The 23,393-nt window shown below is 70.7% G+C and carries 21 protein-coding genes and 1 tRNA gene; 6 read left to right on the forward strand and 16 right to left on the reverse strand.

The genetic code is table 11. From position 1 onward, the window contains the following. The first annotated feature begins 24 nt into the window (after positions 1-24). A complete protein-coding gene (locus ABXJ56_RS02995; protein WP_353998242.1) occupies positions 25-1,626 on the forward strand; it encodes a phytoene desaturase family protein in 1,602 nt (533 codons plus the stop codon). A 78-nt stretch (positions 1,627-1,704) separates the two neighbouring features. On the opposite strand, the gene ABXJ56_RS03000 is transcribed toward ABXJ56_RS02995, so the two are convergent. Then, positions 1,705-3,042: a hypothetical protein gene (locus ABXJ56_RS03000; protein WP_353998243.1), complete on the reverse strand. Its 1,338-nt coding sequence runs from the start codon at positions 3,040-3,042 to the stop codon at positions 1,705-1,707. Positions 3,043-3,138: 96 nt separating this feature from the next. Here ABXJ56_RS03000 and ABXJ56_RS03005 point away from each other — a divergent pair, with 96 nt between their 5' ends. Next, complete coding sequence (locus tag ABXJ56_RS03005) at positions 3,139-4,263, forward strand: calcium/sodium antiporter (RefSeq protein ID WP_353998244.1); 1,125 nt, start codon at positions 3,139-3,141, stop codon at positions 4,261-4,263. 152 nt (positions 4,264-4,415) lie between these two features. Here ABXJ56_RS03005 and ABXJ56_RS03010 read toward each other — a convergent pair. From ABXJ56_RS03010 to ABXJ56_RS03045, 8 genes are all read right to left on the reverse strand, one after another. After that, a tRNA-Tyr gene (locus tag ABXJ56_RS03010) sits at positions 4,416-4,500 on the reverse strand. 98 nt (positions 4,501-4,598) lie between these two features. After that, positions 4,599-5,516 (reverse strand): PfkB family carbohydrate kinase, encoded by a 918-nt coding sequence (locus ABXJ56_RS03015; RefSeq protein ID WP_353998245.1) that lies wholly within the window; start codon positions 5,514-5,516, stop codon positions 4,599-4,601. After that, positions 5,513-6,013, reverse strand: a complete 501-nt coding sequence (locus tag ABXJ56_RS03020) for an FBP domain-containing protein (protein WP_053548131.1) — start codon at positions 6,011-6,013, stop codon at positions 5,513-5,515. The genes ABXJ56_RS03015 and ABXJ56_RS03020 overlap by 4 nt, the downstream gene beginning before the upstream one ends. A gap of 23 nt (positions 6,014-6,036) precedes the next feature. Then, positions 6,037-6,849 (reverse strand): hypothetical protein, encoded by an 813-nt coding sequence (locus ABXJ56_RS03025; RefSeq protein WP_353998246.1) that lies wholly within the window; start codon positions 6,847-6,849, stop codon positions 6,037-6,039. Next, positions 6,846-8,738, reverse strand: a complete 1,893-nt coding sequence (locus ABXJ56_RS03030) for an alpha-amylase family glycosyl hydrolase (protein ID WP_353998247.1) — start codon at positions 8,736-8,738, stop codon at positions 6,846-6,848. Before ABXJ56_RS03030 ends, ABXJ56_RS03025 begins: the two co-directional genes overlap by 4 nt. Next, positions 8,735-9,709: a sugar ABC transporter permease gene (locus ABXJ56_RS03035; protein WP_353998248.1), complete on the reverse strand. Its 975-nt coding sequence runs from the start codon at positions 9,707-9,709 to the stop codon at positions 8,735-8,737. The genes ABXJ56_RS03030 and ABXJ56_RS03035 overlap by 4 nt, the downstream gene beginning before the upstream one ends. Next, on the reverse strand, positions 9,709-11,316 hold the full coding sequence (locus tag ABXJ56_RS03040) for an ABC transporter permease subunit (protein ID WP_353998249.1): 1,608 nt from the start codon (positions 11,314-11,316) through the stop codon (positions 9,709-9,711). The genes ABXJ56_RS03035 and ABXJ56_RS03040 overlap by 1 nt, the downstream gene beginning before the upstream one ends. 90 nt (positions 11,317-11,406) lie before the next feature. After that, entirely contained in the window at positions 11,407-12,663 is a 1,257-nt protein-coding gene (locus ABXJ56_RS03045) for a sugar ABC transporter substrate-binding protein (RefSeq protein ID WP_353998250.1), read from the reverse strand. A 280-nt stretch (positions 12,664-12,943) separates the two neighbouring features. On the opposite strand from ABXJ56_RS03045, the gene ABXJ56_RS03050 reads away from it, so the two are divergent. Together ABXJ56_RS03050 and ABXJ56_RS03055 are read left to right on the forward strand one after the other, a co-directional pair. After that, on the forward strand, positions 12,944-13,432 hold the full coding sequence (locus tag ABXJ56_RS03050; RefSeq protein ID WP_053548136.1) for a YajQ family cyclic di-GMP-binding protein: 489 nt from the start codon (positions 12,944-12,946) through the stop codon (positions 13,430-13,432). A gap of 61 nt (positions 13,433-13,493) precedes the next feature. Further along, complete coding sequence (locus ABXJ56_RS03055; RefSeq protein ID WP_353998251.1) at positions 13,494-14,723, forward strand: GAF domain-containing sensor histidine kinase; 1,230 nt, start codon at positions 13,494-13,496, stop codon at positions 14,721-14,723. Here ABXJ56_RS03055 and ABXJ56_RS03060 read toward each other — a convergent pair. Continuing rightward, positions 14,717-16,240 carry a SulP family inorganic anion transporter gene (locus ABXJ56_RS03060; protein WP_353998252.1) on the reverse strand — a complete coding sequence of 508 codons (1,524 nt, stop codon included), beginning with the start codon at positions 16,238-16,240 and terminating at the stop codon, positions 14,717-14,719. The genes ABXJ56_RS03055 and ABXJ56_RS03060 overlap by 7 nt on opposite strands. Before the next feature lie 164 nt (positions 16,241-16,404). Here ABXJ56_RS03060 and ABXJ56_RS03065 point away from each other — a divergent pair, with 164 nt between their 5' ends. After that, positions 16,405-16,773, forward strand: a complete 369-nt coding sequence (locus ABXJ56_RS03065) for a MerR family transcriptional regulator (protein WP_353998253.1) — start codon at positions 16,405-16,407, stop codon at positions 16,771-16,773. A gap of 20 nt (positions 16,774-16,793) precedes the next feature. On the opposite strand, the gene ABXJ56_RS03070 is transcribed toward ABXJ56_RS03065, so the two are convergent. Genes ABXJ56_RS03070 through ABXJ56_RS03095 form a run of 6 tightly spaced genes read right to left on the reverse strand, consistent with a single transcriptional unit; the run spans position 16,794 to position 21,919 of the window. After that, positions 16,794-17,093, reverse strand: a complete 300-nt coding sequence (locus tag ABXJ56_RS03070; protein ID WP_353998254.1) for a hypothetical protein — start codon at positions 17,091-17,093, stop codon at positions 16,794-16,796. A gap of 9 nt (positions 17,094-17,102) precedes the next feature. Beyond that, positions 17,103-18,131 (reverse strand): alpha/beta hydrolase, encoded by a 1,029-nt coding sequence (locus ABXJ56_RS03075; RefSeq protein WP_353998255.1) that lies wholly within the window; start codon positions 18,129-18,131, stop codon positions 17,103-17,105. Between the two features lie 9 nt (positions 18,132-18,140). Further along, on the reverse strand, positions 18,141-19,514 hold the full coding sequence (locus ABXJ56_RS03080) for an FAD-dependent oxidoreductase (protein ID WP_353998256.1): 1,374 nt from the start codon (positions 19,512-19,514) through the stop codon (positions 18,141-18,143). Positions 19,515-19,531: 17 nt separating this feature from the next. Then, the gene (locus ABXJ56_RS03085; RefSeq protein ID WP_353998257.1) at positions 19,532-20,584 is read right to left on the reverse strand and encodes a polyprenyl synthetase family protein; all 1,053 of its coding nucleotides are present in this window, start codon (positions 20,582-20,584) and stop codon (positions 19,532-19,534) included. 9 nt (positions 20,585-20,593) lie between these two features. Further along, a complete protein-coding gene (locus ABXJ56_RS03090) occupies positions 20,594-21,361 on the reverse strand; it encodes a demethylmenaquinone methyltransferase (RefSeq protein ID WP_353998258.1) in 768 nt (255 codons plus the stop codon). Positions 21,362-21,370: 9 nt separating this feature from the next. Next, positions 21,371-21,919 carry a DUF402 domain-containing protein gene (locus ABXJ56_RS03095; protein WP_353998259.1) on the reverse strand — a complete coding sequence of 183 codons (549 nt, stop codon included), beginning with the start codon at positions 21,917-21,919 and terminating at the stop codon, positions 21,371-21,373. Positions 21,920-21,986: 67 nt separating this feature from the next. On the opposite strand from ABXJ56_RS03095, the gene ABXJ56_RS03100 reads away from it, so the two are divergent. Continuing rightward, positions 21,987-23,297, forward strand: a complete 1,311-nt coding sequence (locus tag ABXJ56_RS03100; protein ID WP_435404949.1) for an isochorismate synthase — start codon at positions 21,987-21,989, stop codon at positions 23,295-23,297. The last annotated feature ends 96 nt before the right edge of the window (positions 23,298-23,393 follow it).

The raw sequence follows: 23,393 nt of genomic DNA on the forward strand, positions 1-23,393 counted from the left end.
GGGCCTCGGCGCTAGCGTGGGTCCATGACTGCGGAACCCGCCTGCACCCACGACGTCGTCATCGTCGGCGGTGGCCACAACGCACTGACGGCCGCGGCCTACCTCGCCCGCGCGGGGCACAGCGTGGTGGTGCTCGAACGGCTCGCGCACGCCGGCGGCGCCGCGGTCTCGGAGCAGCCCTGGGCCGGCGTCGACGCGCGGCTGTCGCGGTACTCGTACCTCGTGAGCCTCCTCCCCCGGAAGATCGTCGACGACCTGGGCCTCGCCCTGACGCTGAAGCGTCGGCGCTACTCGTCCTACACCCCGGATCCGGAGGATCCGGGGTGCGGCATCCTCATCGACACGCAGGACGCCGCCGCCACCGCCGCGTCCTTCGCTCGCGTGACGGGGTCAGCGGCCGAGGCCTCCCGTCACGCGCGTTTCGGGGCGCGGCTCGCGCCGCTCGCGGCATCCGTCTTCCCGACCATGACCGAGCCCCTGCGGCGGCGCTCCGAGGTCCAGTCTCTTGTGACGGATGCCGCGCTGTGGGAGGGAGTCGTGGAACGTCCGCTCGGCGAGCTGCTGCGGGCGTCGTACGACAGCGACATCGCACGCGGGATCGCCCTGACCGACGGGCTCATCGGCACGTTCGCGGCATCCGACGATCCGAGCCTGCGTCAGAACCGGTGCTTCCTCTATCACGTGATCGGCGGCGGAACCGGGGACTGGGACGTGCCCGTGGGCGGGATGGGCCAGGTCACCGGTGCGCTGGAGCGCGCGGCCCGCGCGGCGGGTGCCGAGATCCGCACGCGCGCCGAGGTGGTGTCCCTCACCCCCGACGGCGAGGTCGAGATCGCCGGCGCGCATCCGAGTACCGTGCGCGGCCGCCTGGTGCTCAGCGGCGTCGGCCCGAGCGTCCTGGCGGCACTGCTCCGCGCCGGCGGGACGTCGTCGACGGATGCCGCTTCACGACCGGACCCGGAAGGCGCGCAGGTGAAGGTGAACATGCTGCTGCGGCGCCTTCCGCGGCTGCGGGACGAGACCGTCGCCCCCGAGGCCGCGTTCGCGGGCACCTTCCACATCAACGAGGCGCTGAGTCAGCTCGATGCCGCGCACGCGCGCGCTGTCGGCGGAGAGATCCCGGATCCGCTCCCCGCGGAGATCTACTGCCACTCGCTCACGGATCCGTCGATCCTCGGCCCGGAGCTGCGCTCCTCGGGTGCGCAGACGCTCACCCTCTTCGGCCTGCACGTGCCGCATCGGCTGGTGGCCGGACGCGACCGCGACGCCGCGCGGCGCGAGCTCCTGGACGCGGCGGAGCGCTCGCTCGACTCTGTGCTCGCCGAGCCGATCGCGGACTGCATCTTCGAGGCCCCGGACGGATCGCCCTGCGTCGAGGCGAAGACGACCGCGGACCTCGAGGCGGGTCTCGGCATGACCGGCGGGGACATCTTCCACGGAGATCTGTCCTGGCCGTGGGTCGAGGAGGACGAACCGCTGGACACCCCCGCCGAGCGCTGGGGCGTCGCCACCGCGCATGAGCGCATCCTGGTGTGCGGTTCGGCATCGCGTCGCGGCGGGGCCGTCAGCGGACTCGGTGGTCACAGCGCGGCGCACGCGGCCCTGGAGATCCTCGCGGGCCACTGAGCGACGCGCCGGGCACGTTGTGAGCGGCGCCCGGAGGGCTCTCGTCGCCCCGGTGCCGCCCCGCGCACGCCGCAGACGTCAGCCGCGGGGCGGCAGCGGGGGCGGCGGCGGGAAGCCGTCGTAGCCGGGAGCCGGCGGCGCGGGCTGCGCGGGGGCATCCGGGGCGGGCGCCTCCGCAGCGGGGGCGACGGGCGCGAACACGTGCGCGCCCGGGCTCGGGTAGCCGGTCTGGTAGGCCGCGAAATCGGGCGAACCGTCGGGCATCATCGGCAGCGGCGTGACCCCGTCCGCGAACATCGGCCACGGCAGCAGCTCCTGCTCCGCGGATGCCGCGGGGGCGGGCGCCTGATCGGGGGCGGGCGCCTGATCCGGAGACGACGCCCGGTCCGGGGACGGCGCGCGGTCCGGGGACGGCTCGGATGCCGGCCGGTGCTCCGATGCCGGCTCCTGGCCGGCCCCGGCCTGGGCCTGCTGCACCGCGGCGTGGGTCACGACCGAGCGGGCCGGATGCGGCTGCTCGCCCTGGGGTGCCGGCGGTGCGGCATCCGCTCCCGCGGCCTGGTGGACCGGCACGGCGCCGGCCGGCCCACGGTAGGGCTCGGGGGCCGCGGGGAGCTGCGACGAGGGCGGCGGGAAGCCGGAGCCGGGCGCTGCCTGCGCGCCCGGGTACGCCGCGGGCGCGGCCGGGAGCCCATAGCCCCCCGCCGAACCGTACGACGCGCCGTACGCGGGACCCCCGGGGTAGCCGGGCGCGGGCGCTGGGGGAGCGACCGGACGCGGCTTGCGCGGTGCGAACAGGGCGTTTACGAGCGGCAGGAGGGCGGTGCCGACGGCCGCGAGGATCGCCGTGGCGACCACGATGCGCCAGTAGATGTCGGCGAAGTCGAACCATTCCGACAGCATGAGCGGGATGATCAGCAGGATCGCCAGAAGCGCGACGAGCCCGATGGTCGTGAAGGCGACGATCTGCGTGAAGCGCGTCACGTAGCGCTGGAGCGCCTTCATGTACAGGCGCACGTGGAGCAGCGCGAGCTGCAGGATCAGCACGATGAAGAGGAACTGGAGGAACCGGCCGAAGCCGCTCCACGGGTAGCGCTCGGGCATCCAGATCATCACGGCGCCGATGAGGAGCGAGGCGATCCACGTGCCCATGCTCGCGAGGGCGAACCAGGCGGGACGGCGCGGAGCGAGGTGGGCGTCGAGGATCGCGACGCCGGCGAAGCCCGCCAAGAGCAGGATCGTGAGGAATGCACGGCCGACGATGCCGTTCTGCTCGCCGATCAGGACCCACACGACGCACACGAGCGCCGCCGCGATGAGGGCGCCGATGGCGACCCAGATCGCCGCACGCAGCAGCGGGGAGGTCTGCGCATCAGCGCGCGAGGGCTCGAGCGCCTGCTGATCGGGCTGCGACATGGTCCGTCCTCTCGTCGGCGGGATGGACCCGCCGTCCCATCCTGACATGCGCGGTTCTCGGCGGCGACCCGGTCTCTTCGCCCCTAGAATCGCGACGTGGAGCTCCTCGACATCGGCCGGGTCCTGCTCGGGCTGGTCCTGCTCATCGGCGGCGGCGAGGTGCTCGTGCGCGGAGCCTCGGCCCTCGCGACCAAGCTCGGAATCCCCCCGCTGGTCGTGGGACTCGTCATCGTGTCGGCGGCGACCAGCGCCCCCGAGCTGGCGGTGACGATCGGCTCCGTCATCGATGAGGAGCCGGGCCTCGCCGTCGGCAACGTCGTCGGCAGCAACATCGCCAACGTCCTGCTGATCCTCGGCCTCTCGGCGCTCTTCCTGCCTCTGGCCGTCAAGCGTCGCCTGGTGAAGTTCGACCTCCCGGTGATGGTCGGCATCAGCATCGTGCTTCTCGTCCTCGCCCTCGACGGCGAGATCACGCAGATCGACGGTGTCATCCTCTTCCTCGCCGCCGTCGCCCACATCGTGCTGAGCTTCACGCTGAGCAAGAAGGATCCGGATGCCGCGCCCGCCGCCGCCCCGGCTGCGTCGACGGGTGCGGTGCGGACGCGCCGGGCACCGGCATCCGGAGTCCTGTCGTTCGTGGTCCCCGCGGTGCTCATCCTCGCCGGAATCGGTCTGCTCGTGTTCGGCGCGGACCAGCTCGTGACCGGAGCCGTCGCGATCGCGACCGGGTTCGGCGTCTCGAGCCTCGTGATCGGACTCACCGTCGTCGCGATCGGCACCTCCCTGCCCGAGCTCGCCACGTCCATCGCGGCGGTCCGCCGCGGCGAGCGCGACCTCGCCGTCGGCAACATCGTCGGCAGCAACATCTTCAACATCGGCGTCGTGCTGGGGCTCCCGGCGATCTTCTTCCCCGCCGGCATCCCCGTTCCGGATGCCGCGATCTCACTCGACATCCCGCTGATGATCGCCGCCGCGATCGCCCTCGTGCCGATCGCGTTCACGGGCTTCGCGATCGCCCGGTGGGAGGGCGGGGTGTTCGTCGCCCTCTACGTCGCGTACACGGTGTACCTGATCCTCGCCGCGGTCGAGCACGACGCGCTTCGCGGCTTCTCGATCGTGATGCTCTTCTTCGTGCTGCCGCTCCTCGCGGTGACGCTCATCGCGGTGACGGCCTACGAGGTGGGCCTCCGTCGCGGCCGCCGCGAGGCGCCCACCCCCTGACCCGTTCGGACGCCGCCGCACCCGCGGTTCGGTGGCGCCTTCTCGCGGGTCATGGGCGCGCACACCCGCCTCACGGCGCCACCGAAAAGCCGTTCGCTCGAGAACGCCGGGGAGGAACGACGAAGGGCCCCGCGATGCGGAGCCCTTCCCGGTGGTGGCGAGTGAGGGATTCGAACCCCCGAATGCTGAGCAGTCTGATTTACAGTCAGATCCCTTTGGCCGCTTGGGTAACTCGCCAGGTGCGCACCCGCCCGGCTTGTGCAGTCGACCGGAGGCGCGATCACCGATCCTACTCTCCCGAGGCCGCTCTCGAGAAATCGGATGCGGTGCGAGGATCAGGTGCCGATGGCGTCGAGGTCGGTGTCCTCGAGCGCCGACGGCAGACGCAGCAGAGCGCCCTCGAACCGGCAGGTCGCCGCGGCGGCATCCATCGCGTTCTCGAGCACGTCGCCCCACTCCTCCTCGGACTGCGGCTGCCCCTGCGCGAGCGAGGCGAGGGTCGACGCGAACGCGGCGTCGCCCGCTCCCATCGTGTCGACGATCGGACCGGGCAGGCTCGAGATCGGCCGCGTCGCGGTGACCCCCGCCGCCTCGACCGAGGCGCCCGCGGCACCCTGCGTCGCCAGGACCGCACGCGCCCCCAGACCCCGCAGCCGGGCCCGCAGGGCGTCCAGCGGCTCGCCGTACAGCAGGGTCGCGTCGTCCTCACCCACCTTCACGAGCGCCGCATCGGCGGCGAGCGCCTCGAAGCCGCGGACGAACTCCGCACGGTCGTGCATCATGCCCTCGCGCGGATTCGGATCGATCGCCAGAGGAGTGCCGGATGCCGCGACCGCGGCCGCGAACTCCCGGGTCTGCTCGGTGTCGTCGAACGCGAAGCAGCTGACGGCCACGAGAGCGGCATCCGCCATCGCCGCACGCTCGGCATCACCGAAGCGGATGCGGCGCTTCTGCGACGCCTCGTTGAAGACGTAGGTGGGCTCGCCCCCACCGGATCGCGTGCTGACGGCGCGGGCGGTGCCGAGCGGCGACGCCGTCGCGACGAGCTCGACGCCGTAGTCGGCGAGGTAGGCGCGGATCCGCGAGCCGGGCTCGTCGTCTCCGACCATCGCGAGCAGCGTCGTGGGCACGCCGAGGCGCGACAGCCCGACGGCCACGTTCAGCGCCGCGCCTCCGACGAACTCGCGCACACCCGTGTCGTCGCGCAGCTCATCGATCAGCGCGTCTCCGACGACGACGATCCGTTCCGTCATGCCCTGCTCCCCACACTCTCCAGCACTCGACCGACGAAGGTCTCGGTGCGCCGACGCGTTCCGTCGATGCGCATGTCCACGCTCGCGCGCATCTCGCTCGGCGCGAGCGGCGCGGCCAGCCGCACGTTCTCGTGACACGACAGGTCGGCGCACATGTACGTTCCCACACTGTCGCCGCGTTCGCCGGCAGCACCGGCGCGTCGCGCGGAGAACATCACGACCTGATCGGCCGGCTGCATCGTGTGGCAGAGGTTGCACATCGCCGAGCGCGCGTGCGAGCTGCCCTCGGCGGCCCGCAGCACGATGCCGCGCGGCTCGTCGTCGATCTCGACGAAGAGGTAGCCCCGACCGCGGGTGCGCGGGTCGCGCCACGCCAGGAAGTCCAGGTGGAACCAGTCGAGCAGCACGAAGTCGGTCGGCAGGGCGACGATCCGCAGCTCATCGGGGGTGGCGTTGACGAAATGGGAACGCACGTCGTCTTCGGTCAGTGGGCGCATGGCACCTCCTCGCCCGACCCAGTCTACGAAGCTCTCCGCTCGGCGGCGTCCGGTCCCCATGCGAGGCGCGCAGCGACCGCGTCCGCAGCCGCCGCGGGGAACTGCCCCCAGCCCGGCTCGAGCATCTCGCGGGCCAGATCGAACAGTCCACGCGCTGCCTCCTCGACGGGGCTGTCCAGGATCTCCGCGAGGCGCGCGCCCTCCGCGGGGAAGTCGTCTTCGAAGCGCCGCAACGGGTCGATGATGTCCCGTCGGGACGTCGATGCCGCCGCGAAACGCCCCCGCACGGCGCGCACGAGATGCTGCACCGCCCACTGACGGACGAACTGACCGCCGTTCAGGCGTTCGCCGCGTCGGACGCGTCCGACTCCGACCAGCAGCTTGACCAGGAAGAGCGCCGCGTCGTTCGCCGGGTCGAAGCGGTCGGATGCCTCGGCCCGCCGCTGTGCGCCCCCGATGAGGCCGGCCGCCGATCCGGCCTCGTCGTCGACGACGACGGACGCGTCGCCGGCGACCGCCCCGGACAGCTCATCGATCTCGGCGAGCGCGAATTCGAGCAGGTGTCCGTCCGCGAAGAGTACGGCGAAGCCGATGTCCCCCTCCCGCGCGAGGAGCACGCGGGAAGAGGGACTCGGGAGCCAGTCGAGACTCTCCCGGGCCTCAGCCCCTCGTCCACGGTGGACGAGCGCGAAGAAGTCGTGATCGGACCACTCATCGCGACGCATGCGTCCCGATTCGGAGGCCGATCCGAGCAGCACCAGACCGAGGAGGCGGTCATCGGCGCGGACGCCCTCGGCGAGGTCGGCGCTGAGCGCGTCGAACGCGTCCGGGTTCACGGCACCCGCACTCCGGGCAGAGCCCACGCGGCGAAGACCGGACCGGGTGCCGAGACCGTCACGACACCGGATGCCGCCTCCACCCGAGCAGCGCCGTACAGCGTCTGCGCAGCCCCGGCGCCCGGGATCGCGTCCGCCGCCACGGTCACCTCCACGTCGCCGCGCGCGGCGAGGACGAGGATGCTCTCCTCCGCAGCCTCCCGGACGAAGAGCACGGCGTCCTCGTCCACGTGCACCCACCGCAGCCCGCCGCCGGCGAGCGCGGGGTGGGCGCGACGGAGGTGCACGAGGTCGCGGTACAGCGCGATGCGCTCGGCGACCGCGGGCTCGCCCTCGGTGCCCCACGGCATCGGAGTCCGGCTGGCCTCGCCGTCCACTCCGACGGCGCCGAACTCGTCGCCGGCGTAGACGACCGGGAGGCCCGGCAAGGTCATCGACAGCCCGACCGCGAGCGGAATCGTCCCCTCCCCCGCGTGAGTGGCGAAGCGGGCGGTGTCGTGCGTGTCGAGGGGCTGCATGGTCCCGAGCCGCACGCGCCACGGGACGCCGGCCGCGAACCGGGAGACCGAGTCGACGAACTGGGCCGCGGTGTAGCGCGGGATGCCCCCGATCGGCTGGCCGAAGAACCACGGCTCGCTGACCTCGTCGCCCTCGGCGTTCCGGTAGCTGGTCGACTGCGGATCGCTCAGCCACGCCCACAGCGGCCGCGTGAAGGAGGGATAGGTCATCGCGCCGTGCCACCCGTCGCCCTGCAGGTCGCTGACGGCATCGTTCGTGGATTCACCCAGGAGGAGGGTGTCCGGGTTGATGGCGATCATCGTCTCGCGCAGAAGCTGCCGCACCTCGGCGTTGAGGTCGATGTCGCCGAGCCGCCCGGTCATGTTCGCGACGTCGATCCGCCATCCGTCGGCGTTGAAGGGGGGCTTGAGCCACATCGCGACGACCGAGTCGGGGCCGGAGATGAAGCGCTCCCGGAGCTTCTCCGACGCCCAGTTGAACTTCGGCAGTGTCGGATATCCGAGCCAGGAGATGTACTCGGTGTTCCCCTCGTCGGTGAAGTAGTAGAACTCCTCCGCGGGCGCCGCGGGGGTGCCGTAGGCCGACAGGAACCACTCGTGCCGGTCGCCGGAATGGTTGCTGGTCAGATCGCCGATGACACGGATGCCGCGGGCATGGGCCTCCGCGATGAGGCGGGCGTACGCGTCGTCCCCGCCGAGGAGGGGGTCGACGGTCAGGAAGCTCGACGCGTCGTAGCGGTGGTTGGATGCGGCCGGGAAGACCGGCGTGAGGTAGAGCAGATTCACGCCGAGGTGAACGAGGTGGTCGAGCTTGTCGATGATCCCGGGGAGGTCGCCGCCGTAGAGCTGCTGCGACCGTCCCGGGGCGAGGACGTCCACCGGATCGTCCCAGGACGCCGGGATCGCCCAGTCCGGCGTCGGGTGGGTGTCGGCCTCGGCGGACCGCGCGAACCGGTCGGGGAAGACCTGATACATCACCGCGTCGTACAGCCACTCCGGGGGTGCGGGGTGCGCGACGAGCGCGAAGTCCTCGGCATCCACGGTCTCGATCTCGTCGAGGCCGGCCTGGTTCAGCCAGAACACGCGACCGTCGTCACGACGGATCATGAAGCGGTAGCCGTGACGCGGGTTCGCCACGACGACCTCCGCCTCCCACCAGTCCCACCCGTCTTCGGCGCCGAGGAGGACGGCATCCGTCCACGCCGGCTCGTGGTCGGGGTTGGACCGTGAGCGGACGACCTCGGCCCGCCCCCACGCGTGCGGGATCCGCACCCGCACCCGCACGGTTTCTCCGAGCGTCGGCGCGAGGGTCGACACGTGCAGCGGCGACCCGTCGTGGTGCGGGATCAGCCGGGGTGCGGCATGCGTCACTTGACGCTGCCGGAGACCAGCCCGCCCGCGATGTAGCGCTGCGACAGGAGGAACAGCACCATCACCGGGAGGGCGGCGAGGATCGCACCCGCCGAGAAGACGCCCCAGTTCTGCGACTGGAAGCCCGACACGAGCTGGAACAGGCCGATCGCGACCGTCTGCGTGGCCGGGTCGGTGAGGATGACGCTCGCTATGGCGAACTCGCCGATGATGCCGATGAAGGTCAGGAGCCCGACGACGATGAGGATCGGGGTGACCAGCGGCAGCATGATGGTGAAGAACACCCGCGCATGACCGGCGCCGTCGATCTTCGCCGCCTCATCGATGGCCGCCGGGACGGTGTTGAAGAACCCGTACATGAGGAACGTGTTCACACCGAGGGCACCGCCGAGGTACACCATGATGAGGCCCGCGTGGGTGCCGAGTCCGATCGCCGGGAAGACGTCGCTGATCTGGATCATCAGGAGGAAGATCGCGGTGATCGCCAGGAGCTGCGGGAACATCTGCAGCACCAGCAGCGTCATGAGCCCGAACCGGCGTCCGCGGAAGCGCATGCGCGAGAACGCGTAAGCACCGAGGGCGCACAGGAGCACGGTGACGACGCTGGTGACGATGGCGATGATCAGCGAGTTGACGTACCACGTGCCGTACGGGATCGCCGGGTCGGTGAACAGCCGCTCGTAGTTGCGGGGCGAGATCGCGGAGAAGAGCTGGTTCGACCCGGTCAGTGTGCCGATCGGGTTGAGGGATGCCGAGACGATGTACAGCAGCGGGAAGAGCGCGAAGGCGATCGCGATCCACGCCACCACGTGACGCCACCCCTTGTCGGCGAACCACCGGCGGAACGACTGACGCCGATGCGTCGGGATCGGCGGCTGGTCGTCGGCGGGGAGGCCGGCGACGCCGCCGATGCGGCTGACGACCCCGACGCGGGCGGCGTCGGGAACGGACTGGTCGATGCGCTCGCTCATCAGTTCAGGTCCTCCAGTGCCTTGGTCTGCCGGAAGCTGATCACGGCGACGACGGTGACGATGATGAAGATCAGGATCGACAGCGCCGACGCGAGACCGAGATCACGGCCTCCGCCGCCGCCGAAGGCGACCTTGTAGACCATCGTGATCATGATGTCCGTCGCACCGATGTCCAGCGTCGTGTCGGTGAAGCGGGGGTTTCCTCGCGTGAGCATGTAGATCACGCCGAAGTTGTTGAAGTTGTACGCGAAGGTGGCGATCAGCAGCGGCGCGACGGCGACGAACAGGAGCGGCAGCTTCACCGAGCGGAAGATCCGCCACGCGCCGGCGCCGTCCATCTTGCCGGCCTCGACGATGTCTTCGGGAAGGGACTGCAGGGCGCCCGTGCTCACGAGGAACATGTACCCGTAGCCGAGCCACATGTTGACGATGAGCACGCTGAGTCTCGCCAGCCAGGGATCGGCGAGCCAGGGTATCGACGCGCCGCCCAGCAGGATCTGGTTGATGAAGCCGAACTCCTGATTGAGCATGCCCGCCCAGACGAGACCCGTGAGGTAGGCGGGGAACGCGTACGGGAGGATGACCAGGATCCGGTAGTACTTCTTGCCCTTGAGGGTCGGATGGTTCAGCGCCACGGCGAGGAACAGGCCGAGCGCGAAGCAGAGGAAGGTCGAGCCCGCGGCGAAGACGAACGTCCAGATCGTCACGCGCAGGAGCGGATCGCGGATCTGATCGTTGGTGAAGGCGTAGGCGAAGTTGTCCCAGCCGATCACCACGCGCCAGCCGGGGGTGAGGATCGAACCGTCCTCGGCGCGGAAATTGCCCTCGCCGTCGTCGACGTAGACGAGCCCGGTGTCGGTGTTGGTGAACGTGTCGGCGACCTCGTCGTACTCGAGGTTCGAGGTGAAGATGAACGCGCGCTGACCGTCGGAGGTGCGCAGCGTCCCATCGTTGATGTCGTCCGAGACCGGGACGTTCAGGGCCAGGACCTCGTCCTGGAATCGGATGACCTGGTTGAGGTTCAGCTCATCCCAGCCGGAGGGGGCGGCGGTGACGTCCTCGAGCGGCTGCTCGTTCGTCCCGAAGGCGAGCGTGCCGCCGGGCTCGGCGACGAGGAGACCGAACTGGTCGGCCTGACGGAAGACCTGCACGGTGTACTCGGGCGAATCGGGCACGCGCGCCTGCGACGTGCTGATGATCTGCGCGACCGCGTCGTCCTTGGTGCTGTTGTGCTGGTCGCCGGCGTTGGTGAAGGCGATGTAGCCGGTGTAGAAGATCACGAACACCTGGAAGATCGCGAGGAAGGCGAGGCCCGGCGTGAGGTACTTGCCGGGAAGGAGTCCCGGACGCAGGTAGATGACGTTCACCGCGATGACGACGAGCGTCAGGACACCCGCGGCCACCCAGTCGCCGGTGGCGATGAGGACCCAGACGGCGAAGACCGTGAGGGCGTCGATGACGCCGAGGAGGACGACCTTCACCACCAGGGCGAGGATGCCGCCCGAGGTGAGTCGGCGCGACGGGGTGTGGAACGGGTTGTCACCCCACTGTCCGGAGGACGGGGAGCCGGACCGGCGGGCGGTCGTGGCGGGCTTGGCGTCGACCATCGATGGACGCTCCTTCATCGCAGTGTCGGGCTACAGAGTAGGGGCGGGTGGGGTTCGAGCAGAACCCCACCCGCCCTGTGTCGGCTGGACTCAGCCGTCGATCTTGGTCTGGATGTTCGTCGCGGCGGTCTCCCAGACCTCCTGCGGCTCACCCTCGCCCTTGATCAGCTGGAGCTCGGCGTTGCCCCAGTCCGACCACACGGCGCCCATCTCGGGGATCGCGGGCATCGGGGCACCGGTCTGGCCGATGGCACCGAAGGCGGCGACGTCCGGGTCGGATGCCGCGGCGCTCTCGTATGCGGCGGTCAGTGCCGGCGGGCGTCCGCCGACCTCGAACAGCGCGAGCTGCGCCTCTTCGGTGCTGAGGTAGTTGACGATGAAGTTCGTCGCGGCCAGCGCGTTGGCGGACTTGCTGGAAAGGAAGAAGCCGTTGACGCCGATGAACGGACGGGCCTCCTCGCCACCGGCGCTGGGCAGCGGGTCGATGACGTAGTTGATGCCGGCCTCGGCGATCGCGGGGGTGTTCCACGGGCCCGTGAGGTAGTAGGGCGACTCGCCGGCGAGGAAGAACTCGCGAGCGCGGTCTCCGTCGATGTTGGCGTTGAGGATGCCCTCCGCGCCCCACTGCTTCAGCGCGGTCGCGAACTCGACGCCCGCCTCGTCACCGAGGACGAGGTTGGAGGAGTCGTAGCTGCCGTCGGCGTTCTGGGCGAACACCTGCGAACCGAACGAGGTCTGCAGCGGGTAGAGGTGGTACGGGTCACCCTGCTCGGGCGACAGGCCCACGAGGAACGGGTAGGTGGTGCCGGCCTCGCGGCCCTTGGCGATGACCTCGTCGAAGGTCTCGCTCGGCTCCGCGACGAGATCGGCGTTGCGCACGAGCGCGACGTTCTCGATCGAGTACGGGACGCCGTAGACGTTGCCGTCGTAGGTCATGGCCTGGATGGCCGACTCCGCGAAGCCTGCGGCGACGTCGCCGAGCTCGAGCGGTGCCACGACTCCGGCGGCGACGTAGGCGCCGAGCTTGTCGTGGGGGCTGACGATGACGTCGGGGCCCTTGCCGGTGGGGACCTGCGAGATGAAGTCCTGATCGACGGTGGCGAAGTCCTTCGTCACCAGCTCGACCTCGATGCCGGTGTCCTCGGTGAAGGATGCCGCGACACCCTCCAGTGCGGGCTTGCGCTCGATGTCGACCCAGACGGTGATGGCGTTCGCGTCGCCGCTGCCCTCACCGGTGTCGCCGCCCTCGGCCGTGTCGCCGCCGCCGCCCGCGCAGCCGCTGAGCACGAGCGCACCGCTCGCCACCAGCGCGCCGAGTGCGAGCACGCTCTTCCTGTTCACCTTCATCGGTGTGCCTCTCTTGAAGTGCTGATCCGTGGAGAGCCGGCCTCTGCCGGCGCGGAGCACCGAGAAGACCGTTCTTCCGCTCGCTGTGATGCAAGCGCTTACATTGTGACCCGCGACTCACGATCATGCAACCGCGGATTTCGGATCGATATCTCGCCGTGATCTGCGGAGTGGACTGGAACCGCTTGCAGATGACACGCGGTGTCACATGTGCGCGCTCACTTCTGCGGGACAAGCCACCCCCGCTGCGGACGCCCCCTCCCCCGGTAGACTCCCCGGCATGGCTGATTCCTCGTTCGACATCGTCTCCAAAGTGGACCGCCAAGAGGCGGACAACGCCCTCAACCAGGCACGCAAGGAGGTCGAGCAGCGCTACGACTTCAAGGGCACCGACGCGTCGATCGCGTGGAGCGGCGAGTCGATCCTCATCAAGGCCAACAGCGAGGAGCGCGCCCAGGCCGTCCTCGACGTCTTCCAGACCAAGCTCATCAAGCGCGGCATCTCCCTCAAGAGCCTCGAGTCGGGGGAGCCCGTCGCGAGCGGCCGCGAGTACCGCATTGTGTCGACGCTGAAGGAAGGCATCTCGCAGGAGAACGCCAAGAAGATCGGGAAGATCATCCGCGACGAGGGACCGAAGTCGGTCAAGTCGCAGATCCAGGGCGACGAGCTCCGCGTGCAGTCCAAGAGCCGCGACGACCTGCAGGAGGTCATCCGCCTCCTCAAGGCGGCCGACCTCGACGTCGACCTGCAGTTCCTCAACTACCGCTGAAACCCGGCGTCGCTCGTCGCCCCGTATATTCGTCAGCATCGGCCCGAGGGGAGGGATGCCGATGACTGCAGTGGACGAGGCGATCCGGCGCGAGGCGATCGCAGACTACGGTGTGATCGGCGAAGCGCCGGTGTCGAGCCTCGAGGGCCTGCTCCGGATCGCGGCGAGCGTCTGCCGCGTCGACAAGGCGGTCATCAACATCATCGACGAGCGCTTCCAGCACCAGATCGCCGCCTACGGTTTCGACGCCGCGGTCTGCACGCGGGAGGATTCGATGTGCGCCGCGGTGTACCTCTCCGGCCAGCCGGTGGTCCTGCCCGATGCCCGCGAGGATGAGCGGTTCGCCGAGAACCCCTTCGTCACGGGCGAACTCGGCCGCGTGCGCTTCTACGCGTCGAGCCCGCTGCGCACCCCGGACGGCGTCATCATCGGCACGCTCTGCGTCTTCGATGAGGATGTCGCGGAGCTGGATGCCGCTCAGCGGTCGACGATGGACATCCTCGCCGGCCAGGTCGTCGACGTCCTCGAACTGCGGCGGGCCGGTCGCGAGCTGCGCTCCTCGAACGACCGGCTGAGCACGTTCGCGGGACAGGTCAGCCATGATCTGCGCAACCCGCTCACGGCGCTCGTGGGCTACATCGAACTCGCCAGCGACAGCCTCGAGGTCGACGAAGCCGCGCAGGCCGTGGCCTCCCTCGCTCGCGCGGAGGCCGCGGCCGGCCGCATGACCGACCTCGTGGGCGACCTGCTCTCCTACGCCCGGATCGGCGGCGCCGCGCGCCACTTCGGACCGGTCTCGATCCGCGAGGCCGCCGTGGCCGCCGTCGACGACCTGGATGCGGCGCTGCGCGAACGCGGGGCCCGAGTGAGCCTCGATGTGGACGGCACCGCGTTCGGCGACGCGACCCTCATCCGCCTCGTCCTGCAGAACCTCATCGCCAATGCCGTGAAGTTCACCGCCGCCGCCGGAACCCCGCCGATGGTCGAGGTGAGCACGACGCGCACCGACAACGCCCTGGTCATCCGCGTCGCGGACAACGGTCCCGGCATTCCCGAAGCCGAGCGCGGGCGGGTCGTCGGCCTGATGGAGCGGGGCGCGGCGGCGCAGGGCGTGGAGGGGCTCGGTCTCGGCCTGTCCGTGTGCCGCCGCATCGCTCAGGAGCACGGTGGGCGCCTCGGCATCGACGCCTCCCCCACCGGCGGCGCTGCGGTCTGGGTGACCCTTCCGCTCCTGGAGGATCACACGGCGGATGCCGACACCGTGGTCGACGGAGCCGCGTCCGCTCAGTGACCGGCGCCGAGCCCGCCGGACAGACGCGTGTGCAGCCGGGCGGTGGCGTCGTTCATCCCCTCCAGGACGACCTCCTTGCCCCGTTGACGGTACTTCGTCACGACGGCATCCAGAGCCGCGACCGTGGAGGCGTCCCACACGTGCGAGCGTGACATGTCGACGACCACCGTGTCGGGGTCGCCGGCGTAGTCGAAGAGCGTCGTGAGGTCGTTGCTGGAGGCGAAGAAGAGCTCTCCCTCGACCTCGTACCGCACGATCGGCTCGGCCGCGGAGTCGTCCACCGTCCGACGCACGCGGACGAAGTGGGCCACGCGACGGGCGAACAGGACCATGGCGGCCAGGACTCCGACACCGACGCCGATGGCGAGATTGTGCGTCCAGACCGTGAAGACGACGGTGATGACCATCACGGCGGTCTCGCTCTTCGGCATCCGCCGGAGCGTGGACATCCGCACGCTGTGCCAGTCGAAGGTGGCCACCGACACCACGATCATCACCGCCACGAGCGCCGCCATCGGGATGATCGCGACGATGTCGCCGAGGACGAGCACGAGGACCAGCAGGAAGACGCCGGCGAGGAAGGTCGAGATGCGGGTGCGCGCCCCGGACGCCGTGACGTTGATCATCGTCTGGCCGATCATCGCGCACCCGCCCATGCCGCCGAACAGGCCGGAGAGGATGTTGGCGCCGCCCTGACCGAACGCCTCCCGCGTCTTCCGGGAGTGGGTGTCGGTGATGTCGTCGACGAGCTTGGCGGTCATGAGCGACTCGAGGAGTCCGACGACGGCAACCGCGAGCGCGTACGGTGCGATGATCTGCAGCGTCTCCAGGGTGAGCGGGACGTTCGGGAGGAACAGGAACGGCAGGTTCTCCGGGAGATCCCCCTGGTCGCCGACGGTCGGGATGTTCATCGCGAAGACGACGGCGGCCGCGGTGAGCAGCACGATCGCCACGAGCGGGGCAGGGACGACCTTCGTCCATCGCGGCATCAGGTACATGATGAGCAGGCCCGCCGCGACCATCGGATACACCAGCCAAGGGACACCGATGAGCTGCGGGAACTGCGAGGTGAAGATGAGGATCGCCAGCGCGTTGACGAAGCCGACCATGACGCTGCGGGGGATGAAGCGCATGAGCTTCGCGATCCCGAGCGCCGCCATCACGACCTGGATGAGGCCACCGAGGATGACGGTGGCGATGAGGTAGTCCACCCCGTACTCGCGTGCGACGGGGGCGATCACGAGCGCGATGGCGCCGGTCGCGGCGGTGATCATCGCGGGACGGCCACCGAGGAACGAGATGGCCACGGCCATCACGAACGACGAGAACAGGCCGAGGCGCGGGTCGACGCCGGCGATGATGGAGAACGCGATGGCCTCGGGGATGAGGGCGATCGCCACGACGAGACCGGCGAGCGCCTCGCGGGTGAGCAGGCGCGGGCTCCGCAGCGCCTGCAGCACCGTGGGTTCGATGCGGTAGCGGCCGGGCGGATCGGGGACGGGCACGACACGGGTCATGAGCACTCCAGGGGAGAGGGAGACCGCCGGGGCGATCGGGGAAGGACGCACCGATGCGCCGGGACCGCGCGTGCGGTCGGGAAGAATGGAGGGATGCCGCAGGACGCGGCACCCGAAGACTCTACCGTAACGTGAGGTTTGCAGCGAGTCGGACGAGGAGCCCCATGGATGCCGAGCACCGCCACATCGGCGACGTCGCCGAGGAGACCGCGCTGTCGCTGCGGACGCTCCGTCATTACGACGAGATCGGGCTGATCGTCCCGTCGGCGCGCACCGAGGGCGGCTTCCGTCTGTACACCGACGAGGATGTCGCCCGGATCATGGTCGTACGACGCATGAAGCCGCTCGGCTACTCGCTGGAGGAGATGCGCGAGGTGCTCGGGGTGCTGGATCGCCTCGCCGCGGATGCCGCCGACGGCACCGCCCGGACCCGCTTGGACGAGATCCGCACCGAGGCGACGGAGCGGAAGGCGCAGCTCGAGACGAAGGTCGGCATGGCCGACGAGTTCCTCCGTCAGCTCGACGCGATCTGACCCCGAGTCTCCTCGGCGCGTCAGCGCGCCGCCGCCTCCCAGTCGACCTCGATCGCATCGTCGTGCGAAGGGGAGACGCGCGCGATGTGCACGTCACCCGGCTGCGGCCACCGGTTCTTCGGGAACACCGCCGCGGTCGACACCGTGCGGGTCGGGACGCCGGGGGCCTCGGCGCGGAGCTCCACGCGGCACTCCTGGTAGCGGGCACGACCCTGGGGCTCGGACACCGCGACGACGGTCACCCGACCACGCACGGCGTCGGCCATCGGATCCTTCGTGGCCTTCTCGAGCCACTGCGCCATCTCGTCCCACTCGTCCACGCGGTCAGCCTAGTGCGGGGCGTTGGCGCTCCCCTGCCGTGCGTCCCGTCGGACCGCCCCCTCGACGAGCCAGTCCCGGAGGGCGCGGTAGGCCGACGCCCTCGCGGGTGCGGCCGAGAGGAAGACGTCGTGGAGAGCGCCGTCCACCCGGCGGAGGGTGACATCGCTGCCGACACGGATCGCCGCCCGGGCGATCTCGTCGACCACGAGGACCGAGTCGGATGTCAGCGCCTGCTCGGACCATGACAGCGGCGAGCTCGAGCGCGCCGAGAGCAGAACGAGCGTCGGGCACCCGGTCTCGATGCCGGCGGCGACAGTGGCGTGCCCGCGCACCACCGCCCGGAGCCATCCGGGATGTGTCGGGAAGCCCCGCTCGGGTCTCCAGTCGGCGGGAATCCCCTCCCCCGGCAAAGAGCCGGTCTCCCGCTGCGCTCGGGTGTAGAAGCCCAGATCGACCTCCGGATGCGCCCCCAGCGGATCCCAGCGCGCCCGCGCCTCGATGAGGGGCAGCAGCGCTTGGCGTGCGAACGGCCCCGTCTGCAGTTCGAGCCACGGGCTGTTCAGCACGAGGGCGTCGGCGACACCCGGGTGCCGCGCGGCCCACAGGGTGAGGGTCAGGCCGCCGGTCGAGTGCCCGAGGAGGACGAGCCGGCGGCGGGACGCGGCGTCCGACGCCGGGTCGTGTCCGATCGCGGTAAGCGCCGCAGCGATGTCCTCGTCGTAGACGGCGAGGTCGGTGACGTACCCGGGGGTCTGCCTGTCGCGGAGGCTCCGGCCGTACTTCCGCAGATCGAGCGCGTGGAAGCGCGCACCGAGGTCGCACCAGAATCGGGCGAGCTCGACCTGAAAGAAGCAGTCCGACCAGCCATGGACGTAGAGGACGTCCACGCCGCGCAGCGGCCCGACCAGCGCCGCCCAGGTCGACGGTTCCCGTCGCACCACGGTCGCGACGACCTCCCCCTCGGAATCCGACCCCAGCGGGAGGGTCCGCTGCGCGAACGGAGGCCCGAGGATGTCGGGCCCCCACGCGTCGGTCATCGCCGAAGGCTACTCTCCGCGGGAGACGGAGACCATCTCGTCGCGCGCGACCACCTTGATGCGCGCGCGGCCGTGCGGCTCGCCCAGCGCCATCTCGTGCTGGTCGAGGCGGTGCCACCCGTCGAGGTCGGTCCAGGCCACTCCCCGCTCGGCGAGGAGCGCGGGAATCGCCTCGTCCGAGGGGTCGGCCGGCTGCCACCACGACGCCTGGTCGTTGATGATGTGGCGGACCGTCTCCATCGCGTCGGACTTCGTGTGGCCGATGAGACCCACGGGTCCGCGCTTGATCCAGCCGGTCGCGTAGACGCCCGGCACCCGCTCGTTCGAGTCCTTGTGCAGGACCTGGCCCTCGTGGTTCGGGATGACGCCGTGGCGCTTGTCGAACGGCACGCCCGGGAGGGGCGAGCCGAAGTAGCCCACCGCGCGGTAGATCGCCTGGATCGGCACCTCGCGCAGCTCGCCGGTCCCGACCACGCCGCCCTCGCCGTCGGGACGCGTGCGCTCGTACACGAATGCGGTGACGGTGCCGTCGGCATCCGTCTTCACCTCGACGGGCTTGGCCCAGAAGTGCAGGTGCAGGCGCCGGGATGCCGTGCCGCCGGCGTTGTTGGCCGAGTCGCGGGTGCGCCACTGCTGCAGCACCCGGTCAATGACCATGACCTGCTTGTTGCTGGCGATGGCGACCTTGGAGGCTTCGTCGTAGTCGAAGTCCTCGTCGTAGACGACCATGTCGACGTCGCGGAGCTCGCCGAGCTCGCGCAGCTCGAGCGGCGTGAACTTGACCTGCGCGGGTCCGCGACGGCCGAACACGTGCACGTCCGTCACGGGGCTGGCCTTCAGGCCCTCGTAGACGTTGTCGGGGATCTCGGTGGGCAGGAGGTCGTCGGCGTGCTTGGCGAGCATGCGCGAGACGTCGAGGGCGACGTTGCCGTTGCCGATGACGGCGACGGACTGCGCCTCGAGGGGCCATTCACGAGGCACGTCGGGGTGCCCGTCGAACCAGCTGACGAAGTCCGCGGCCCCGTAGGAGCCCTTCGCCTCGATCCCCGGGATGTCGAGATCGGCGTCGCGGACCGCGCCGGTGGCGAAGATGACGGCGTTGTAGTGCTTCTTCAGGTCGTCGAGGGTGAGGTCCTCGCCGAAGCGCACGTTGCCGAAGATGCGGATGTCGCCACGGTCGAGCACTTCGCGCAGCGCCGTGATGATGCCCTTGATGCGCGGGTGGTCGGGCGCGACGCCGTAGCGGACCAGGCCGTACGGGGCGGGAAGGTGGTCGAACAGGTCGATCGACACGTCGAACGTGCGCTCGGCCTTCAGGATGATGTCGGCGGCGTAGATGCCTGCGGGGCCCGCCCCGACGATGGCCAGCCTGAGCTTGGTCAAGGAATGTCCTCCTGGGATCAACGGGAGCGGTCGGCGACGGCGCGCGCGAACCGGGTGAGGGCCTCGCGCACCGCGCCGTCCGGCAGCGGCTCGAGGGCGTCGATGGCCTCCTGCGAGTACGAGCCCGCGAGGTCGCGGGTGGCCTGGGTGGCCTCGTGGTCGCGGAGGCGCGCGAGGGCGTGGTCGAGGATCGCCGGATCGGCGCCGTCGGCGATCCGGGCGACACCCTCGTCGATCTCTTCGCGCAGGCCCACCGAGTCGGCGTCGGTGCGGCGGGTGAGCACGAGGTACGGCATGGTGGGGACGCCCGCGCGCAGGTCCGTGCCGGGCACCTTCCCGGTCTCGGCCGGGTCGGCGGCCAGATCGATCACGTCGTCGAGCAGCTGGAAGGCGACGCCCGCCTTCTCACCGAAGACCGCGAGCGGCTGCTCGAACTCCTCGGGACCGTTGGCGAAGATGTTGCCCACCTGAGCGGATGCCGCGATGAGGGACCCCGTCTTGTCGGCGAGGACGTCGAGGGAGAACTGCACCGGGTCGTCGCCCTCGGCGGGTCCGACCGTCTCGCGCATCTGGCCGAGGACCAGGCGCTCGAACGTGTCGGCCTGGATGCGGATGGCGCGCTCGCCGTACCGCGCCATGATCTGGCTCGCGCGGGCGAAGAGCAGGTCGCCCGCGAGGATCGCGACGCTGTTGCCCCACACCTCGTGCGCGGCCGGGACCCCGCGCCGTTTGTCCGCGTCGTCCATGACGTCGTCGTGGTACAGCGAGCCGAGGTGGGTGAGTTCGAGGGCGGCGGCGCCTTCGACGACGGCATCCGTCGTCCCCTCGCCGAGCTGTGCGGTGAGCAGCGCCAGCATGGGCCGCACCCGTTTGCCCCCGGCCTCGTAGAGGTAGCGACTGACGGCGTCGACGACCGGCTGCGCCATGCGCAGCTCGTCGCCGAGGGCGGCGTCGACGCGGAGCATGCCTTCATCGACCGTGGCGAGGAGCCGACGCGAACGGGCGCCGGCGAAGATGCGGTCGGTGAGGCCCAGCTTGCCGAGACGCGAATCGGACGCGGAGGGGGTCACCTGTTCAGCCTATCGGGGTGCGAGGGTGCCCTCGGCGGGCTTGACGCCGCGGTGGAGCGCGACGATGCCGAAGGACAGGTTGCGGTAGGCGACATCCGCCCATCCCGCGGCACGCATCCATGCCGCCAGGGTCGGCTGGTCGGGCCAGTCGCGGATGGACTCGTTGAGATAGTCGTAGGCGTCGGCGTTCGAGCTGACCGCCTTGGCGACCACCGGGAGGACCCGGTCGTTGTAGAAGCGGTAGACACCGGAGAAGGCCCGCGACGGCGGGTGCGAGAACTCGCACACGACGATCCGCCCGCCGGGCCTCGTCACCCGCAGCAGCTCGCCGAGCGCCTTCTTCGGGTCGTTGACGTTGCGCAGACCGAACGACATGGTGACCGCGTCGAACTCTTCGTCGGCGAACGGCAGATCGGTCGCGTCGGCGTGGACGAAGGACAGATTCCGGATGCCGCCTCCCGGCGCCTCCGGTCCGTGCCGGCGTCGTCCCTCGGCGATCATCCCCGGCGAGAAGTCGGCGGCGACGACCTCCGCGCCGCTGCGGGCGAGGGAGACCGAGGAGGCCCCGGTGCCGGCGGCGAGATCGAGGATGCGCTCGCCCGGACGCGGCGACACCGCGCGGGTCGTGGCGACCCGCCACAGCCGGTCGTTGCCCATGCTGAGCACGGTGTTGGTGCGGTCGTACCCGCGCGCGACACCGTCGAACATTCCGCTGACGCTCGCCGGGTCCTTGCCCAGATCGGCGCGGCGGGGCGGGTTCGCGGGGGTGTCGGTCACCCGTCGAGTCTAAGCCGGGTGCAGGGTGGCGAGCCGCTCGAGCCAGGCGCCGGCGGTGTCCTCGTCGAAGGGCGACTCGGCCGCGCGCACCTTCTGCTCGAGGTCGACGGCGAGCGCCTCCAGGTGCGCGACGATGTGGGCCGGGTAGCCGTAATGGACGCGGTGCTCGTCCCACTCGTCGCGATCGTCGATGTAGATGCCGCCCACCGCCCGATCGACCACGTCGAGGTCCATGTCGATGCCGGTCGGCTCGCCGCCTCGGAACGTCACGTCCCACCCGAGGTCGATGTACGTGTGGGTGCGGTCGGGTCGCGCGTTGCGCGTGAAGGCGTAGTCGGCCGACGGCGGCAGCAGTGTGACGTTGTCGAACTCGGTGCGGTTGTCGCGCCCCGGGCGGAAGCTGCGCCAGCCGGCACGCTGACCGACCCAATCGCCCCAGCGGTCGCTGCCGAGGTAGACGCAGTCGTGCACCCAGTGCTCGCCGCCGTCCCACTTGCGCCACCGGAAGAGGATGCGCGCGCCCACGGGCGGTCGGTCCGGCACGGTGTTCTCGGTCACCCGCAGAGTCTAAGCCGCGGGCTCCCGGCGCGGATCCGCGGGGCGCGGCGGGCCATAGGCTGGATGGGTGATCGAAACCTCCGGTGCGCCGCGGTTCGTGGCGCAGACGCAGGAGATCGACCCGATCGACGATCCCCTCCTCTTCGCCGACCCGGCCTCCCCTCTGGCGTGGCTCCGCCGCGGCGACGGGATAGTCGGGATCGGCGGGATGGTCGCCGGGTACGAGGCCGGTGCCGGCATTCCTTTCGGTCGCCCGGAGCCGGCCGACCGCCCCACGCCCGCCGACGCCTGGCGCGAAATCGTCGCCCACAGCGAGATCGACGATCCGCTCGGCATCCCCGGCACCGGCCTCGTGGCCTTCGGCGCTCTCGCGTTCGACCCTCGCTCCGCGTTCACGAGTCGTCTGATCGTCCCGCGTGCGATCGTCGGGCGTCGTGACGGCCGCGCGTGGGTCACCCGCGTCCGGAGCGGCCGAGCCGACCGCGCCGATGAGGCGGACCTCCTCACGCCGCGCCCGTACGGCCCGTACTGGTCGGCGACGCTCGGCCCGGGCGCGATGAACCCCGTCGCCTATCAGGAGGCCGTGCGCCACGCCCTCGCCGCCATCGACGCGGGGACCGTCGAGAAGGTCGTGCTCGCGCGCGACCTCGTCGGCACCGTCCCCGCCGGCGCCGACCTCCGCCGGCTCGTCCGGGCTCTCGCCGGAAGCTACCCCGACACGTGGGCGTTCGCGGTCGACGGCCTCGTCGGCGCGAGCCCCGAGACCCTCGTCACGGTCTCCCGTGGTCGGATGACCGCGCGCGTGCTCGCGGGCACCGCGGCGCGCGGAGCGGATGCCGACGCGGACGCCTGCGCGGTGGCCGCGCTCGCGGCGAGCACGAAGGACCGGGACGAGCACCGATTCGCCGTCCAGAGCGTCCTCGCCGCGATCGACCCGTTCACGCGCGACGTCGATGCCGGCGCCGGGCCCTTCACCCTGGAGCTGCCGAACGTGTGGCACCTCGCCACCGACATCTCCGGCGACGTCCGCGGATCGGCATCCGCCCTCGACCTCGTCGCGGCGCTGCACCCGACCGCGGCGGTCGCCGGCACCCCGACGGATGCCGCGGTCGACCTCATCCGGCGCCTGGAGCCCTTCGACCGCGGCCGCTACGCCGGACCCGTCGGATGGGTCGACGGCAACGGCGACGGCGAATGGGCGATCGCCCTCCGGTGCGCGCAGATCGGGTCCGAACCTGCGCGCCGCTTCGCCGAGTACAGCGACACGATGCCGGTGACCGCGCACGCCGGCGCCGGCATCGTCGCGGGGAGCGACCCCGAGACCGAGATGCTCGAGACACGCGTGAAGTTCCGTCCCATCGTGGACGCGCTGGCCTGACGGGGCCGAGACGGACGCACCGCCCGGAGTGTCCGCCGACCGAGCGTTCGGCATCCGTAGGCATCCCCGGCGCGGCCGTAGGGAAACCGTAAGGGA

It is taken from the genome of Microbacterium aurantiacum (assembly GCF_040532595.1).
GTDB lineage: Bacteria > Actinomycetota > Actinomycetes > Actinomycetales > Microbacteriaceae > Microbacterium > Microbacterium chocolatum_B.